Here is a 16,887-nt window from a genome sequence, read left to right on the forward strand (position 1 = left end):
CTTACGCCTCGAAATTGCCGGCGCGGAAATCCATCGCGAAGGCCGGCGATGCCTTCCACTTGATCGATTTCGGCTTGGCCGTGAAGGTCGCGTTCTGGTGCAGCACGGTGTAGGCGGGGTCCTCGCGCTCGGCGATCTCCAGCATGCGGCGGAACGCTTTCTTGCGCGCGGCGCGGTCGGTCGAGGTCTCCAGGAACTCCGAGAGCTTGTTCAGCTCGACATTGGTCCACTCGCCGATCTGCTGCTGCTGGCCGTTCGGCCCGTGCTGGGCGACCAGCGAGGATACGGGGTCGTTGAAGGCGGCCGAGTTGGACCAGTCACGCACTGCGCGGGTCGGCGCACGCTCCATGATCTGCGACCAGTTCTCCTTGGTCTCGATCTGCACGTTGAGACCGACCGACTTCCACATCTCGACCAGCACCTGCGCGGTCGCGACCTGGTTGGTGTAGTAATTGTTGAGCAGGCGATAGGGAATCGGATCGCCCTTGTAATTGGCCTGCTTCAGCAGATCCTGGGCGAGCTTCGGATCAAACGCCGGCACGTTCCAATCGGCGTTGAACATGTCGCCGTAGAATTCCCATTGCAGTCCCTTCGGCACGCGGGTGCGGCCGGCCCACAGGCTGTCGACGATGGCCTGGCGGTCGATCGCATGGGTGAAAGCGCGCCGCACCAGCGGATTGGCGAGCTGGGCGTGGTTCTTGTCGAACACGGTCAGGCGGTGATTGAGGATGGTGCCGCCCTGCACTTCGAACGCAGAATTCTTCTCGATGCCGGCGATCTGGTCCGGCGGGATGTCGCAGGCGAACTGGTATTCGCCCGAGAGCAGCCCGTTGATGCGGCTCGCGACCTCCGGGACCTCGAGGAAACGGATGCGCTTGAGCGGCGGGCGGCCGCCCCAATACTCGTCATGGGCTTCCAGCGTCAGCGATACGTCGGGCTTGAGCTCGACAACCCTGTAGGGACCGGTGGTGACCGGCTTGCGCGCCCAGTCGAGATAGCTCGCGGATTCTTCCCAGGCGCGGCGGTTCATGATGTCGGAACCGTAGCGCATCAGGCGGCCCTCGATCGTCACGTCGGGCGTCGCGTTGTAGAAGCGCACGGTATATTTATCGACGGCGTCGACGCGGACGAGGTCGGGCCAGATGCGGCGGGCGACGGCCGGCACATCCGGCGGCAACTCCTTGCCCGGGCGCGGCGTCGGAATCTTCTCGAAGGCCTGGATGGTGGAGCGGCTCTTGGCCTCGGTCTCGCCGAACATGCGCTCGCGGCTGAAGGTGAAGACGACGTCTTCGGCCGTGAGCTCATCGCCATTGTGGAACTTGACGCCCTGGCGCAGCTTCAGTTCCACGGTCTGGTCGTCGATGCGGCGCCATTCTGTGGCAAGGCCCGGCACGGCCTCGAGATTGCCGCGCCAGTTCTTGGAAATCAGGCCTTCCCAGATCGAGGAGAAAAACACGCGCTCGCCGACATTGGACTGCTCGCGCAGCACGTCGAGCACGTTGGCGTTCGTCACCTTCTGCACGGCGATCGTCACCGACGGACGGTTGTCGCCCTGCGCGATGGCAAAGCGCGGCAGCAGCAATGTGCTTGCGGCCGCGCCGCCGGATTTCAGGATGGTGCGACGGGTAAATTTGCTCATGGCGGTAACCCCTGCCCTGGATGATGCGGTTATTCGGCGAGTTCGAGCGCGGCGAGATGAGCTGCGCCGGCGCGGACGTCATCGTGATTGCGAAGCTCGAGGATCAGCCGCGGGTTGGACGTCAACCGGCCAAGAGCCCGGAACACCGCGACCCAGGGAATGTTGCCTTCGCCCGGCGCCCAGTGCCGGTCGGCAAAGCCGTCGGTGTCCTGCAGATGCACATGCGTCAGCATGTCGCCGGCGGGCTCGACGTAATAGTCGACCGGCGGCGCGCCGGTAGAGATGTGAGCGTAGTTGGCGTGTCCGGTGTCGAGCGAGACCCGGACCTTGCTGCTTTCGAGCGCCTTGGCGAGGCGCACCCGGTCGCGCGGGTCCTTGTCCTCGATGTTCTCGATGACGACCTCGCAGCCGATGGTTTCCGCGCGCGCGATCACCTCGGCAAGCGTCGCCTTGACGCGTTCGACGAGATTGCCGCGATTGTCAGGATAGAGATCGAGATTGTTGTGGTCCCAGGTCGTGAACGGCGAGTGGATCACCATCTGCGTCGCGCCGAGGAACTCGGCGGCCTCCAGGCCCTGAAGCAGGCGCTTGGTCACCGCCTGGCGGATCATGGGATCGTGGCTGTCGATCTTGAAACCCCAAAACGGGCCGTGGATGCCGAGCCGGCCGGTATGGCCTGAGAGCATCTGCTTGATCTCGCCGGCCGTGCTGCGCCAATCGCTATCGAGCAGATCCGCGCGGAAGAAGTCCTGGATTTCGAGATCGCGCTGCCGATCGAGAAGCCAGTCGCGATGCGCGGGAATCGATTTGATGGACAATGCGGCGCCCAGCACCGGCTTCGACATGGCTTGCTCCTTGGCTGTCAGCGTTGACGGGGAGCAGCGCTAGACCAGTTCAATGACAGGCCGGTGAAATCGAGGTCCCGCGGCGCTGAGGAGATGTGGACATCCTGCCGGCCGGCACTCCAGATTCAGGCAACAGCCATCGAACCACCGATGCTGAACGAACACATGGCAAGCGGTATCGGTGTCCGTAGTGACCCGGAATGGAATCCTAACAGCACTTCGCGTACATCGCGGGACATCGATCGGCGGCCACTTCCACGGGCATCACCCTCTGATCGCGCTACATGGGGTTGGGGGACCACATGGGGCGGGGGATTGAAGGCTGGGGCAAAGGTGACGAGGTCCGGACTCCTAGGCACTCCGGACCTCGAAGCTTTTTAGATTGAACGCAGCAACGCGCCGTCCGGTGGGGCATCATCCGGGCGGCGCGTTCTCGTTTCAGTGTGGTTCTTCGGTTAGCGCGTCGGCGGCTCGAGTGTGACCGTGCAGTCGCCCTGCCCTTGCGTTGCGACCACGATATTGCCCGCGGGAGCGCCGAGGGCGATCGGCGCGGACGAGCCGCCGCCGGGCATCTGGACAGTCACGCTCAGCGAATCCGTGCGCGCGGTCGAGCCCACGGTTGAGGGCTCTGCCTGGGCCACATTGCCGGAGGCGTCACGCCGCATGATCTGGCAGTTCACATTGCTCCCACCGGCTGCCGCCATGCTCGTCGACGACGCGCTGCCGCCCATCTGCGCACGGGCCCGCGACGGATCGCGCGGCACCTGGCTGACGATGCGATGCGAGCGCGGCTCCACGATGACGACCTCGTCATCCGTGGCAAAATACTCGTAGTCCCGATATTCCGGCTCGATCGAGACGATCTCGGGCGGAAGCCGATGGAGCCGCACGCGCGGCGGAATCGTCTCGCCGACCCGGATCGAGATGTTCAGATTGCGCTCCGGCTGCGCCAGGCGTGCGCGGCTCACCGTTTCGGAGATCCGCACCTGCCTCTCGGAAGTCACCTGGGTCTGCTGATTGACCTGCGTGTTGGTCTGCGTGGTCTGATTGGCTTGATTGGTCTGCGTGCCCGCGGTGCCAGGCGCGGTCTGCGCATTGTTGGTCGGAGCCGTCCGGTTCGTGTCCGTCGCGGTGGCCGGCCGGTTGTTCTGTTGCGCCGGCTGTTGCTCGGCCGCATTGCGTGGAGGCTGGGCCTGGTTGCGTTCGTTCTGATTGGCCGTAGCCCCACTCCGCTCGTTCTGCTGGCCAGCCGGGCCGGCCTTGGACTTCTCGGACTCGGCCGTTGATTTCTGCGGCGCAGACTTGTCTTGTTTCGTCTCCGCGCTGCTCTTGCTGTCACGTCCCGGCTTCGTGCTCTCGGCGTCACGGTTGCGATCGCGGGCAGGCTCGCGGGATTCTTGTGCCTGATCCTTCGCTTTTGGCTGGTTACGCTCGGCAGAATTGGCAGGCTGGCGCTTGTCCTCATTCGCCTCCTGCTTGGCAGCGCCGCCCTTCTCTTCGCGGCCCGCGCCCTGCAGTCGCTCCTGGGCGCCTTGTGCGCGCTCTTGAACACGTTCTTGGGCGCCTCCGCGCTGCGGCGCAGCGCCTTTCGCCGGCTCCTCGGTCCGTCTCGGCTCGTCTCTGCGCTCACCGGGTGCCTGAGCGTAGGCGAACCCGGAAGAAAGCATCAGTCCGATAGCTGCAGTCGATAACATCAAGTGCTTGCGCATGGTCCCTCTCCTCGACAATTCGCAACAACAGACGCGAACGTTCGGTAGGTGCGAAGGTTCCTGAGCAGGAACGAGGGCCGATCACGCCGGGCTCACATCGCGTCCTTGAGCGTGAGGCGGGCTGTGAATGTCACCGTGGTCTTGCCGACCAGCGCCATTGCCTTCGACTTCGGCGCCACCAGCGGAATAGTCACCCGAGAAACCGCAAGTGACCTCCCGGCCGCCGAATGCGAGCGTCCTGCCGACGGCTTCGGTGTGCTGATTGACGATCATGTCGCCCCGCCACTTGCCGTTCCGGAACGTGTAGCTGCCGGTGTAGTAGAAGAAGCTGTCACCGCCCATGATGCGACCATCGCAGAGCACGACCACGCCTCTGGCCTGCCCGCGCTTGCCGTCACGCATCTCGATGTCGAAGATGTAGAGGCCGTTGACGACCCCGGCCTCTCCACCCGCTTCTGCTCTGTCCCCGGTCGACATCCGATCATCTCCCCATGTCGATCCGCGCCCGATCAGCTGGGCACGTTCCGTTCGAGATCTTCGAGCCACGCCGCCGCGCTCGCATCCGACGGCGCGCGCCAGTCGCCACGCGGTGAAAGCGACCCGCCGGCCGAGACCTTCGGGCCGTTCGGCATCGCCGAGCGCTTGAACTGGCTGAAGGCGAAGAAGCGGCGCAGGAACACCTCGAGCCAGCGGCGGATCTCGGGAAGCTCGTAGGCCTTGCGCCGATCGTTCGGGAATGCCGGCGGCCATTCGCCCTTGGCGACGTCCTTCCAGGCATGCTGCGCCATGAACGCGATCTTGGATGGCCGCATGCCGAAGCGCAACGTGTAGAACAGGTTGAAATCCTGCAGCTCATAGGGCCCGACGGAAGCTTCGGTGCTCTGCGGCTTCTCGCCGGCCTCGACCGGCACGAGCTCCGGCGAAATCTCGGCCACCAGGATCGAGCCGAGCGTGCGGTTGACGTCGTCGCTGAACTGCTTCGACGAGATCACCCAGCGGATCAGATGTTGGATCAGCGTCTTCGGCACGCCGGCATTGACGTTGTAATGCGCCATCTGGTCGCCGACGCCATAGGTACACCAGCCGAGCGCGAGCTCGGAGAGATCGCCAGTTCCGATCACGATGCCACCGTGATGGTTGGCGAGTCGGAACAAATAATCCGTGCGCAGGCCCGCCTGCACGTTCTCGAAGGTGACGTCGTAGACCTTCTGGCCCTGACCGAAGGGATGGCCGATATCCTTCAGCATTTGCGTCGCCGTGGTGCGGATGTCGAGCTCCTGCCAGCTCGTCTGCAACGCCTGCATCAGTGCCAGCGCATGGGACTTGCTCTCGCTGCCGGTGGCAAAGCCCGGCATGGTGTAGGCCAGGATGTTCTCGCGCGGCAGGCCGAGCAGGTCGATCGCCTTGGCGGCGACGATCAGGGCGTGGGTGGAATCGAGCCCGCCCGAGACGCCGATCACGACGCGCTTGGTGCCGGTGGCGCGCATGCGCTGCACGAGGCCGGCGACCTGGATGTTGTAGGCCTCGTAGCAATCCTGCTCGAGCAGGCTTTCGTCGCTCGGCACGAAGGGGAAGCGCTCGACCTTGCGCAGGAAGCCGATGTCGGCCGCGGGCGGCTTCAGCGCGAACGTCACCTTGCGGAAAAACGCCTCGCGCTGGCGACGGTTGTCGTCGAACGTGCCCATCAGAGCGCGTTCCTGCCTCAACAGGTCGAGATCGATGTCGGCAGTGGTGATCTGGCCGCCCTGCCGGAACCGCTCGCCCTCCGCCAGCAGCACGCCGTTCTCGTAGATCGAGGTCTGGCCGTCCCAGGCGAGATCTGTGGTCGATTCCCCTGCCCCGGCCGCCGAATAGACGTAAGCCGCGAGGCAACGTGCCGATGTCGATTGGCACAGCAGCGCGCGCGAGCGCGCCCGGCCGATCGTGATCGGACTGCCCGAGAGATTGATCAGGACGCTGGCGCCCGCAAGCGCGAGCTCCGAGGCTGGCGTCACCGGGATCCACATGTCCTCGCAGATTTCGACGCCGATGGTGAGGCCTGGGACGTCCTCGGCCGAAATCAGGAGGTCGACGCCGAACGGGGCATGCAGCCCGCCGAACGCGATCGTCTCCCCGACCATGCCGGCGCCGGAGGCGAAATGCCGGCCCTCGTAGAATTCGCGGTAGGTCGGCAGGTAGGTCTTCGGCACCACGCCGAGAACGTTGCCGCGATGAATGGCCACGGCGCAGTTGTAGATGCGATGACCAAAGCGCAGCGGCGCGCCGACGATCAGGACCGTCATCAGTCCTGCGGAGGCCTCGACGATGCCCAGAAGGCCGCGCTCGACCGCATCGAGCAGCGGATCCTGTTTGACCAGATCTTCGATCGCATAGCCGGACAGGCACAGCTCGGGAAACACGGCGACTGCCACCGACTGCTCGTGGCAGGCATTGGCCGCGGCCAGCACGGCCTTCGCGTTGGCCGAGGGATCGGCGACATGGGACGTGGTGACGCAGGCCGCCACGCGGGCAAATCCGTGGGCGTAGATCGAGTGGAAAGTCATCGAGCGCAGTACCCTAAATCTCTTCGCTGCCGAAGCCGTCAGCTCCAGACCATATGTAGCCCATCGGCCGGGGCCCGTGCAGGCCATCCGCCGTCATGCATAACGGATCTGCAGGGTGGCCTGCCCGGCGCCTGGCGATTCAGGCGCTGCGGGCCAGCACGCCGGACAGGTCGTCGCGCAGCCAGTCGGCGATCCGCGGCCAGGCATGCGCGTGGGTGCGCGCGCCCATGAACAGGCCAAGGTGGTTGCTCGGCTCGGAAGCCGCCGCAATGAAGGCCGGCGGCGTGCCGAGGAGACCAGCGGTGGCGAGCGCCTGCGCAGCCGGCACGACGTCGTCGTCGAGCCCGGCGAGCAGGAAGACCGGCGCCTTGACGTCTTTGAGATCGACCGTGCGGCCAAGAGCGACGAAACTGCCGCCGGCGATCTGGTTCTCCCGGAAGATCCGGTTGACGGTCTCCAGATAATATTTGCCCGGCAGATCGAGCGTCTCCGCGTTCCAGCGGTCGAAGCGCGCGAGCAGCGCCGCGCCCTCCTGGTCCGACAGGTCTCTCTGCAACGCCGCTACGATATCGTCGCGGTTTGGCGCCTTGGACCACAAGCGGAGCATCTCCCCGCCGCTGACATTGCCGCCGCCGCGTGCGACGAACTGGTCGTAGACCATCTCGGGCGCGTTCCGGGTGAGCTGGCACAACGAGGAATCGATCGACAGGTCCACGGGAGCACCGACCAGCACCAGCCGCCGCACCTTGGCCGGGAAGCGCGCCGCGTAGAGCACCGACAGCCAGCCGCCCTGGCACAGGCCGACCAGATCGACCGGCGCGCCGATCTCGTCGATGGCGACGTTGAGATCGCTAAGATAGCTGTCGATCGACAGATGGCGCATGTCCGGCGTAGCTGACCGCCAATCGGTGAGATAGATCCGGTCAATGCCGCCGTCTTGCAGGGAGCCAACCACGCTGTGGCCTGGCGCGAAATCGGCGATCAGGGCCCGATGCAGCGCATAGGGCGCGCAGACCAGCACTGGCTGGCCGGACCGGGTCTGCGAGCAATCGCGCAGGCGCATCGTCGCAAGCTCCAGCGCAACGCTGTTGGGCGTCGTCCACGGCAAGTTGCTCTCATCCTGCTCTGCCCGGCCGCGCTCGACCCACCAGAAGCAGGCGTCCATGGCGAGCCGGGCCGCCGCAAACGGCCAGAGCAGCGGCTCGTCAGGGGCATGATCCGGTCCGCCCGGCTGTTTGCCGATGTTTTCCACCATGACTTTCTCAAGTCCTTATAGAAACGCCTCGAGGCTGACGACGGAGATGCCGAGGTCGCGAAAACTCCGATGGGCCGCGGCTACCGAGCCGTCGAGATCGATGCCGCGGCAGGCGTCCTCGACGACGGCCACTTCCAACCCTGCCTTGCGCGCATCCTCCGCCGAGAAGCGGACGCAGAAGTCCAGCGCCAGACCGGCGACAAAGACGGTCTTCAGCTCACGTTCGCGCAAATATCCGAGCAGGCCCGTCGGCGTCCGACGGTCGTTCTCGAACAGCGCCGAATAGGAATCGATGCCGCGGCGAAATCCCTTGCGCACGACGAGGCTCGCGCAAGTGACGTCGAGATCGCGATGGAATTCGGCGCCTGAGGTGCCCTGCACGCAATGCGCCGGCCAGAGCACCTGGGTGCCGTAATCGAGCTCGATGGTCTGGAACGGCTGCTTGCCCGCATGGTTCGGCGCGAACGAGACGTGGTCGCGCGGATGCCAGTCCTGGGTCAGCACCACGTTGGTGAATTTTTGGGCGATTCGGTTGATCGCAGGCACGACCTTCTCGCCGCCGGGAACGGCAAGCGCTCCGCCGGTGCAGAAGTCGTTCTGCACGTCGATCGCCAGCAGCACGTCGCGGTCGGAAATCTTCATCGCCAGTCTCGTTGATGCGCCGGGCGCGCCGGCGCCAGGCCCGTCCCCTGAGTGTCGGTCTTCCCGCGCTGCTTCGCAACCGGCGGCTCCGTGCGAGGGCTGCGCGAATTGGGCAGCGGACGACGGTCAGAATGCAACGGTTTGCCCTCGTCCGTGTTGACTAGGCGCACCCAAGGGCGGATTCTCGCGCTGTCCGCAACGGGCGGATCGGGTCAAAGGCGTGGAGGACAGGGTTGGCGCGGCCGGAAGGCGGTGGCAGCCGCGAAGTCATGAATATCGGCAAGACAGGACAGATTCTTCTCGCCGATATCGGCGGCACCAATGCGCGCTTCGCGCTGAGCCAGAGCGAATTGGGCCGCGGCGATTTCGATCAGATCGGACCGATTGATTATGTGAAGGTCGCCGACTTCCCGACCGTCCGGGAAGCCATCTCGGACGTCCTGGCGCGCCGGTCCGGCAGCGAGCAGCCTCACAGAGCCGTGCTGGCCGTCGCGGGTCCCGTCACCAACAACCGCTGCGTCATGACCAACAGTCCCTGGGTCATCGACGGCAACGAGCTGCAACCGGCTCTCGGCCTCGACAGCGTCCATGTGCTCAACGATTTCGAGGTGGTCGCCTGGTCCCTGCCCGCCTTGCAGCCTGCCGATCTGATCCCGCTTGGCGGACAAGATGGCCTGCCCGGAGAGCCGTTGCTGGTGGTCGGACCCGGAACCGGGTTTGGCGTCTCCTGCCTGGTCGACCGCCATGGCGCGCGACTGGCCGTCGTCACCGAAGCCGGACACGCGACGCTGCCGGCGGAGGACGAGCGCGAGGAACGTGTGATCACGTGCTTGCGCCGACGCCTCGGCCACGTCTCCATCGAGCGTGGCGCGCTCTCGGGTTCCGGGCTGCAAAATCTCTACGAAGCCTTGGCGGAGGTTGACGGCGCTCAGGTGCCGCAGCGCGATGCTGCCGGCATCACCAAGGCCGCCCTGGAGGGCAGTTGTCCCGTCAGCGGCGCGACGCTGGAGATGTTCTGCGCCATCCTTGGCTCAGTCGCCGGCAATCTCGCGGTGACGTTCGGCGCCCGCGGCGGTGTCTATATCGCCGGCGGAATCGCGCCGCGCTTTCCTGAGTTCCTGATGGCCTCCGCGTTCCGGGCACGCTTCGAAGCCAAGGGACGATTCCAGGAGTATTTGCGCAACATTCCAACCAGGCTCGTGATCAAGCCCGATGCGAGCTTCGTCGGCCTGAAGATGTTTGCCGACCACAACGTGGATTGAGGCGCGAAAGCTCTCGCTGCTCGCGGGTTCCAATATTCACAGCTGATTGCAGCGCAGGTGCGGTTCCACTCATGAATGCGCTTGCCTGCATGTTCCCGATGAGAAACAATCAGACCGTGTGTGCCGTAGTTGCGGGGGCGTAACTTGCGTAAGCAGGATCTGGGTTTCGACTATCACCGCTATCACCGTCTGCTGAGCGAGGCGGATGACGAAGACAAGCGGCTCGCCCTGATCGACCTCTTGATCGAGGAAAGGGCGCGAGACCGGCTGGCCGCCCAGCGCGCCTCGGACCGCGCGGCCATGACGGCCCATACCATTGCCACGGTGCTGAGGAACGGTCGCAACTGAGACTTGCAAGCCGGCTGCGGCAGGCGCGAACGCGGGAAAAATTAGCAATTCCATTAACGATTTCCCGCAATCCGCCGTCAAACTTTTTGCTCTAAGAGTTCCCTCACCTGATGCAATTCAGGATCAACACAGGGGGCAATGAACATGAGCATGATTTCGATCGCCGCGATGCCGGCCATCGTCGAAACGCGTTTCGCCGATTCGTCCTTCAAGACCATTTTGCTGTTCTGCTGCACGGGCCTGGTCGCCTCGTTCGGCCTGATGGCGCATGGCTTCGACCTCGGCGCCGGCCTGATGTGAGATTGCGACAAATCCCTTCGCCAAATGGCCGCCCCTGACGGGCGGCCATTTTCGTTGGCAATCCCCGCGCGGCGTCTTCGCCGTCACCAGCGCGGCGTCTTCGCCGTCACCAGTGCGGCGTCTTCGCCGTCACTAGTGCTGCGCTTTGACGGGGGCTCCCGGAAACATCGAATCGATCATCGCCTTGAGCTGATCCATTGCGATCGGCTTGCGCAGGATCGGCCTGCGCCGGAGCAAGGACGGCAGCAGCTCGGGGCCGTAACCGGTGGCGAACAGGAACGGTTTGCCGCGGCGCTCGATCAGGTCGGCGACGGGATCGACGTAGACGCCCATGAGATTGATGTCGAGGATGGCCAGATCGTATTGTGCGGTCATGGCGAACGCGCTGGCGTCCCGCACATTGTCCGCTTCCGCAACGACGTGGTGGCCGAGTTCCTCCACCATGTCGGCGATCATCATCCGGATCAACGCCTCGTCTTCGACCAGGAAAACGGAGAGTCCGTCCGCCATATCAACCCCGCAGTCAGCCTTCGCGAAGCTAACCATACATCAATTGTGGAGAGCATTCACGAATTCGTGGCGGGCGCCGTTAATTCAGACGCGCCCGATCCGATTCAACTTGATCAATCCAATCCGCGCTCATGGCTCAGGCGCACCATCTCCTGAATGAAGACTTGCTTCTGCTTGTCATCGAGGCTCGAAAAGAGCGGCTCGGCCGCGTCGGCCACGTTGCGCTGGTCGGCGGCCCGGTCGATCAAGAACTGCGACTCGTTGCGCATCTGCTCGATGATGTCGTCGGGCGGATCCCGCTTGGCGCGGGCAACCCGCAAGTTGAGCCGCTCCGCGCCATTATGCCCCAGGTAGTGCATAGCGCTCGAGAAGCCGTACCAGTGCTTCTCCTGATCGGGCGTGAGGTTCAGCTCGGTCTTGATCCGCTCGATATAGGCGTCGCTGTTGGCGACGATCTGTTCGGCGGTCTGCTGCGGCGCGCCGGGCTGGGTGAGGACCGTGACATCTTTATTGTCCTTGCCCTGCGGTGCGTTCTTCGCCTCCTTGCTTGCCTTGGCGCCCTTGCCCGCTTTGCCGCTCTTGGCATCCTTGTCCTTGGCCGCGCCCTGCTGCTTGGCATCCTTGCCGGCGTCCTTGCCAGCGTCCTTGGCGGCTGGGGCCTGATTGCCATTGTTGTTGCCGACGCCGAGCACGCCGGTGAAGACGCCGACCACACCGCCGATTGCGCCGCCGAGCACGCCACCGACCGGACCTGCCGCCTTGTTCCCGGCCGCCGCACCATCCTGAACGCCTTTGACCAGCCCTTGAGCATTGGCCGCCGCGGCGTTGCCGAGCAGCAGCGCGAGCACGGACCCCAGCGCAAACCATCGCCGCATGTGAAGCCGCGCTGGCGGCGCCGGGTTGATCATTCTCGTCTCCATCGTCGATCTGGCTGGCCTGTCGGGCGAGAGCCCCCGCCAATTGCAACTCTATCGTTTCCGCCGCGCCAAGGTCCAGATGCGGCCGATTGCTGTCCACGCCCGAAAACTCTTTCGCGGGAAGCGGTTATGCAGGCTCATTCGAAACTGCGGCGTAATTGCGCACGGATCGTACGAGGGCTCGCTCGCACAAAGTGTGCGTCGCAAAATGAACAGCTGCGTTGACGCGCGACGCAGGTCCTGACGTGCAATCAAGACGGTGTCGGGCACACCATTAGTTCTAGACGAGGAGCCGTTCGGCTTTCTCGACAGACGCGATCAATCATGATCTGATCGCGCTACCAATTTGTTGCGGCCTGCGTGAATTGTTCACGCCAGCCGACAGCACCAAGAAGAAAATCCGACAACAAGAACTCAACAAGAAAGTCTCTCAGAGGAAACTCCAACAACAAACACCCAGGCGAGGAAACGAGATGTCACGCAAGACACTGACGCGACGTCAATTTGTGGCTGCCACTGCAATGTCCTCCGCGGCGCTGATCTCGGCGCCCTATGTCCGAGGCGCCTACGCCGCCGGCAAGCTCTCGATCGGCTTCTGGGACCATTGGGTACCGGGCGCCAACAAGGCCTCGACTGATCTCGTCAACGAATGGGCCGCCAAGGAGAAGGTCGAAGTCTCCATCGACTACATCACCAGCAACAACAAGAAGATCGAGCTGACCGCTGCGGCCGAAGCCCAGGCCAAGTCCGGTCACGACATTCTTCAGATGCCGAGCTGGTGGCCGCAGGCCTACTCCGAGAATCTCGAGCCGCTCAACGACGTCATGGAGCCGCTGCTCAAGCAGAATGGCGAGGTGAACGGCACCGTCAAATATCTCGGACAGTCGGGCGGCAAATGGCTCGCAGTGCCCGCGACACCCGGCAGCCAGATTAAAGGCCCCTGCTCCCGCATCGATCTCATGAAGAAGCATGCCGGCATCGACGTGCAGGAGATGTATCCGGCCGGTGGCGCGCCCAAGGTCGAAAACTGGACCATGGAAACCTTCCTGAAGGCGGCCGAGGCTTGCCACAAGGCCGGCGTTCCGTTTGGCATCGGTCTCGGCGAGACCACCGACAGCGTCGACACCGCCGGTGCGATCTTCCAGTCGTTCGGCGCCGAGCTCGTCAACGCCAAGGGCGATATCACGGTGAAGACCGATCAGGTTCGCCAGGCCATGGAGTTCTACAAGAAGCTGATCGCGTTTCTGCCCCCGGACGCACCGTCCTGGGACGACGCTTCGAACAACAAATGGCTGATCTCCGGCCGCGGCGCGATGATCCTCAATCCGCCGAGCGCCTGGGCCGTTGCCAAGCGCGATGCGCCGCAGGTTGCCGAGCAGTGCTGGACGCACGGCTTCCCGTCCGGTCCGAAGGGCCGGTTTGCGCCGTACCTGCCTTACTTCTGGGGCGTCTGGAGCTTCGGCAAGAACAAGGAGGCGGCCAAGAGCCTGCTGGTTCACCTCTCCGCGCCATCGTCGATCGAGAAGTTCGTCGCGGTGAGCGGCGGCTATGACCTGCCGGCCTATGCGAACATGAACAAGTTCAAGACTTGGGAGGAGGAAGGGCCGCCGAAGGGAACGCTCTATCACTATCCGGACCCGCACAAGCATCAGACGCTGTCGATCGCGGCATCGCCGGCGCCGCCCAAGATCGCGCAGCAGATCTACTTCCAGGCGACGCTGACCAAGATGGCACTGCGCTTTGCGCGCGGCGAGACCATGGATCAGGCGCTCGCCTGGGCCGAGGGCGAGTGCGAAGGCTTCATGCGGAGTTAGACCGGGGGTGACAGGGGCGGTTCGCGCCACGTTGCGTGAGCCGCCCGTATCCGGTCCTCCAATCCGCATGACCGCGAAGCCGAGCCTTTGCCGGCTTCGCGGTTGGAAAGTTGCAAGAAAGCTGACTTAAGGAAGCTGACATGGCCGATGTCGTCGTTGAGCGAGGCCGCGTCGCCCGTGCGACGGGCGCGCGAAAGGGATCGAGCCTGCGCAACGCGCTCGGGCGAAAATCGACGGTTGCGTTTTTCCTGACGCTGCCGCTGATCCTCCTGATCCTGCTGCTCGTGCTCTATCCCGCCCTCTACTCGGTCCATCTCGCGACGCTGAATAAGGCGATGACGAAGTTTGTCGGCCTCAGCAACTTCACTTTCCTCTTCAAGCGCGAGACGTTCTGGATGGTGGTGCGGCAATCCTGCATCTTCGCCATCACCGCCGTGGTCTTCAAGGCCTTGATCGGCTTCATCGTCGCGCATTTCGTCCACAACATCCCGGCCAAGGGCCAGCGCAAATGGCGCGGCATGTTGCTGGTGCCCTGGGTGATCCCGCCGGCGATGAGCACGCTCGCCTGGCTCTGGCTATTCGACCCCTCCTACAGCGCCTTCAATTACACGCTGTCCTTCTTCGGTGTCGGGCCGATCCCCTGGCTCGGCGACACCTTCTGGGCGCGCTTCTCCGTCATCCTCGTCAACGTCTGGTACGGGGCGCCGTTCTTCATGATCATGTATCTGGCCGCGCTGAAATCCGTGCCCGACCAGTTGTACGAGGCCGCGGAGATCGACGGCGCCAATTGGTGGCAGAAGATCTGGCACATCACCTTGCCGATGATGCGCAACATCATCGCGATCACCACCTTGTTCTCGCTGATCGTCACCTTCGCCAATTTCGACATCGTGCGCATCCTGACATCGGGCGGCCCGCTGGATACGACGCATCTGTTCGCCACCTGGGCGTTCCAGGTCGGCATCCAAAGCAGCGACATTCCGCTCGGCGCCTGCGTCTCTCTGTTCATGGTGCCGATCCTGGCGGTCGCTGCGATCTTCATCCTGCGCGATGTCAACAAACGCGGAAACGAAGCCTGATGAGCACGCTCGCAATCGACAAGGCCGGACCGTCCCGCAAGGTCAAATACGGCAGCATGAGCCGCGACCGCACCTGGGCGCTGCGCTGGTCCTATTTCTTCCTGGTGCTGTTCGCGATCTTCTTCCTGACGCCGCCGGTGTACATGCTGATCACCTCGCTCAAGAGCAGCGCGGAGATATCGGCGGCGACCAACCCCTGGTGGGTGTTTCATCCAACGCTGTCGAACTATGTCGAGCTATTGAGCTCGAACCAGTTTCTGCGCTTCTTCTGGAATTCGTCGATCATTTCGATCATCGTGGTGATCGTGACCATGATGATCAGCATCCCCGCGGCCTTCGCGCTGGCCCGTATGAAGTTCTGGGGCTCGGCGACGCTGGCCACCGGCGTCTTCCTCACCTACCTGATTCCGGACAGCCTTCTGTTCATCCCTCTGTTCAAGGTGCTCGGGGGCGTCCAGGAGCTGACCGGCATCACGCTGCTCAACAGATGGTACGTGCTGGTGTTCATCTATCCGACGCTGACCGTACCGTTCTGCACCTGGATCATGATCGGCTATTTCGCCTCGATCCCGAAGGAGCTGGACGAGGCAGCCCTGATCGACGGCGCCTCCTGGCTCCAGACGCTGACGCGGATCTTCATTCCCGTCGCGCTGCCCGGGCTGATCGCCGCCACCATCTTCGCGTTCACGGTGTCCTGGGCGCAGTTCCTCTATCCCCTGGTGTTCACGACGTCGGTGGACCAGCTGGTGCTGCCGGTCGGCATCACCACCACGCTGATCAAGGGCGACGTGTTCAACTGGGGACAGATCATGACCGGCGCGCTGCTCGGCGCTGCGCCGCCGCTGGTCATCTACGCCTTCCTGATGGACTACTACATTGCCGGCCTGACCGCCGGCGCGACAAAGGGTTGATGTCTGATGGCTGACGTTGCTTTGCGGAAGGTAGTTAAGCGTTACGACGATGTCGAAGCCGTGCGCGGCATCGATCTCGACATCGCCGACCATGAGTTCATCGTGTTGGTCGGCCCCTCCGGCTGCGGCAAGTCGACGACGCTGCGCATGATCGCGGGGCTCGAGGACATCAGCGACGGCGACATCATGATCGACGGCGACGTCGTCAACGACGTGCCGCCGAAGGACCGCGACATCGCGATGGTGTTCCAGAACTACGCGCTCTACCCGCACATGACGGTCGCGGAGAACATGTCGTTCGGATTGCGCCTGAAGCACTACCCCAAGGCTGAGATCAAGGCGCGGGTAACGGAAGCCGCCCGCCTCCTCGACATCACCGACCTGATCGACCGCAAGCCGAAGCAGCTCTCCGGCGGCCAGCGCCAGCGCGTCGCGATGGGCCGGGCCATCGTGCGCAATCCAAAGGTCTTCCTGTTCGACGAGCCGCTGTCCAATCTCGATGCGAAACTCCGCGTGCAGATGCGGATCGAGATCAAGAAGGTCCACCAGAAGGTGCGCACCACGACGGTCTACGTCACCCACGACCAGGTCGAGGCGATGACGCTGGCCGATCGCGTCGTGGTGATGAACAAGGGCCGTATCGAGCAGATCGGCACGCCGAACGAGCTCTACCACAAGCCGGCAACGCGCTTCGTCGCCGGCTTCATCGGCTCGCCCGCGATGAACTTCCTGCCGTGCCGGCTCGAGGACGTCGGCGGCACGCTTCAGATCCGCCTCACCGACCGCATCGCCTTTGCGCTGCCGCCGGCCCGTGCCGCGCGCTACAATGCGCTGCCGCGCACCGACAAGCTGCTGCTCGGCCTCCGGCCCGAGCATCTCACCGAGTCGCACGCGCATCTGGAGCCGGGCGTCGAGAGCTTCGACACCGTGCTCGACGTCACCGAGCCGATGGGAATGGAGACGCTGGTCTATTTCGGGCTCGACGGCACGCCGGTTTGCGGCCGCGTCAATCCCAATGCCGGCGCCAAGGACGGGGCACCCATGCGTTTGGCGATGGACCTCAATAATATGCACCTGCTAAACGAGGCGACCGGCGTCGTGTTGTGACGCCGG

Annotated in this window: 16 protein-coding genes; 7 read left to right on the forward strand and 9 right to left on the reverse strand. The window is 64.0% G+C overall.

The genetic code is table 11. The annotated features are described in order from the left end of the window. Position 1 precedes the first annotated feature (1 nt). The 7 genes from IVA81_RS39610 to pncA form a co-directional block, all read right to left on the reverse strand. On the reverse strand, positions 2–1,639 hold the full coding sequence (locus IVA81_RS39610; protein ID WP_247329655.1) for an ABC transporter substrate-binding protein: 1,638 nt from the start codon (positions 1,637–1,639) through the stop codon (positions 2–4). Positions 1,640–1,668: 29 nt separating this feature from the next. Further along, positions 1,669–2,484, reverse strand: a complete 816-nt coding sequence (locus tag IVA81_RS39615) for a sugar phosphate isomerase/epimerase family protein (RefSeq protein ID WP_247329658.1) — start codon at positions 2,482–2,484, stop codon at positions 1,669–1,671. A gap of 455 nt (positions 2,485–2,939) precedes the next feature. Then, positions 2,940–4,193 carry a DUF1236 domain-containing protein gene (locus IVA81_RS39620; RefSeq protein WP_247329662.1) on the reverse strand — a complete coding sequence of 418 codons (1,254 nt, stop codon included), beginning with the start codon at positions 4,191–4,193 and terminating at the stop codon, positions 2,940–2,942. Positions 4,194–4,274: 81 nt separating this feature from the next. Next, positions 4,275–4,670 (reverse strand): GrlR family regulatory protein, encoded by a 396-nt coding sequence (locus IVA81_RS39625; RefSeq protein WP_247329684.1) that lies wholly within the window; start codon positions 4,668–4,670, stop codon positions 4,275–4,277. A gap of 32 nt (positions 4,671–4,702) precedes the next feature. Then, positions 4,703–6,736, reverse strand: a complete 2,034-nt coding sequence (locus tag IVA81_RS39630) for an NAD(+) synthase (RefSeq protein WP_247329687.1) — start codon at positions 6,734–6,736, stop codon at positions 4,703–4,705. Positions 6,737–6,875: 139 nt separating this feature from the next. Continuing rightward, positions 6,876–7,991: an alpha/beta fold hydrolase gene (locus IVA81_RS39635; protein WP_247329692.1), complete on the reverse strand. Its 1,116-nt coding sequence runs from the start codon at positions 7,989–7,991 to the stop codon at positions 6,876–6,878. Positions 7,992–8,006: 15 nt separating this feature from the next. Further along, the gene (gene pncA / locus IVA81_RS39640; protein WP_247329695.1) at positions 8,007–8,633 is read right to left on the reverse strand and encodes a bifunctional nicotinamidase/pyrazinamidase; all 627 of its coding nucleotides are present in this window, start codon (positions 8,631–8,633) and stop codon (positions 8,007–8,009) included. A gap of 269 nt (positions 8,634–8,902) precedes the next feature. Here pncA and glk point away from each other — a divergent pair, with 269 nt between their 5' ends. The 3 genes from glk to IVA81_RS39655 all read left to right on the forward strand — a co-directional run bounded on the left by glk (position 8,903) and on the right by IVA81_RS39655 (position 10,543). Then, on the forward strand, positions 8,903–9,895 hold the full coding sequence (glk, locus tag IVA81_RS39645) for a glucokinase (protein ID WP_247330323.1): 993 nt from the start codon (positions 8,903–8,905) through the stop codon (positions 9,893–9,895). Positions 9,896–10,039: 144 nt separating this feature from the next. Further along, positions 10,040–10,243, forward strand: a complete 204-nt coding sequence (locus tag IVA81_RS39650) for a hypothetical protein (RefSeq protein ID WP_247329698.1) — start codon at positions 10,040–10,042, stop codon at positions 10,241–10,243. A gap of 144 nt (positions 10,244–10,387) precedes the next feature. Further along, a complete protein-coding gene (locus IVA81_RS39655) occupies positions 10,388–10,543 on the forward strand; it encodes a hypothetical protein (protein ID WP_247329701.1) in 156 nt (51 codons plus the stop codon). 132 nt (positions 10,544–10,675) lie between these two features. Here the strand turns inward: IVA81_RS39655 and IVA81_RS39660 are convergent, their stop codons facing one another. Next, on the reverse strand, positions 10,676–11,053 hold the full coding sequence (locus tag IVA81_RS39660; protein ID WP_247329704.1) for a response regulator: 378 nt from the start codon (positions 11,051–11,053) through the stop codon (positions 10,676–10,678). A 113-nt stretch (positions 11,054–11,166) separates the two neighbouring features. Further along, complete coding sequence (locus tag IVA81_RS39665; protein WP_247329707.1) at positions 11,167–11,961, reverse strand: Spy/CpxP family protein refolding chaperone; 795 nt, start codon at positions 11,959–11,961, stop codon at positions 11,167–11,169. A gap of 482 nt (positions 11,962–12,443) precedes the next feature. On the opposite strand from IVA81_RS39665, the gene IVA81_RS39670 reads away from it, so the two are divergent. From IVA81_RS39670 to ugpC, 4 genes are all read left to right on the forward strand, one after another. Further along, on the forward strand, positions 12,444–13,784 hold the full coding sequence (locus IVA81_RS39670) for an extracellular solute-binding protein (protein ID WP_247329711.1): 1,341 nt from the start codon (positions 12,444–12,446) through the stop codon (positions 13,782–13,784). A gap of 140 nt (positions 13,785–13,924) precedes the next feature. Next, a complete protein-coding gene (locus IVA81_RS39675) occupies positions 13,925–14,863 on the forward strand; it encodes a sugar ABC transporter permease (protein ID WP_247329714.1) in 939 nt (312 codons plus the stop codon). Beyond that, entirely contained in the window at positions 14,863–15,774 is a 912-nt protein-coding gene (locus tag IVA81_RS39680) for a carbohydrate ABC transporter permease (protein ID WP_247329717.1), read from the forward strand. The genes IVA81_RS39675 and IVA81_RS39680 overlap by 1 nt, the downstream gene beginning before the upstream one ends. Positions 15,775–15,780: 6 nt before the next feature. After that, positions 15,781–16,881 carry a sn-glycerol-3-phosphate ABC transporter ATP-binding protein UgpC gene (gene ugpC / locus IVA81_RS39685; RefSeq protein WP_247329720.1) on the forward strand — a complete coding sequence of 367 codons (1,101 nt, stop codon included), beginning with the start codon at positions 15,781–15,783 and terminating at the stop codon, positions 16,879–16,881. Positions 16,882–16,887: the final 6 nt, after the last annotated feature.

The organism is Bradyrhizobium sp. 141, from assembly GCF_023074055.1.
Taxonomy (GTDB): Bacteria; Pseudomonadota; Alphaproteobacteria; order Rhizobiales; family Xanthobacteraceae; genus Bradyrhizobium.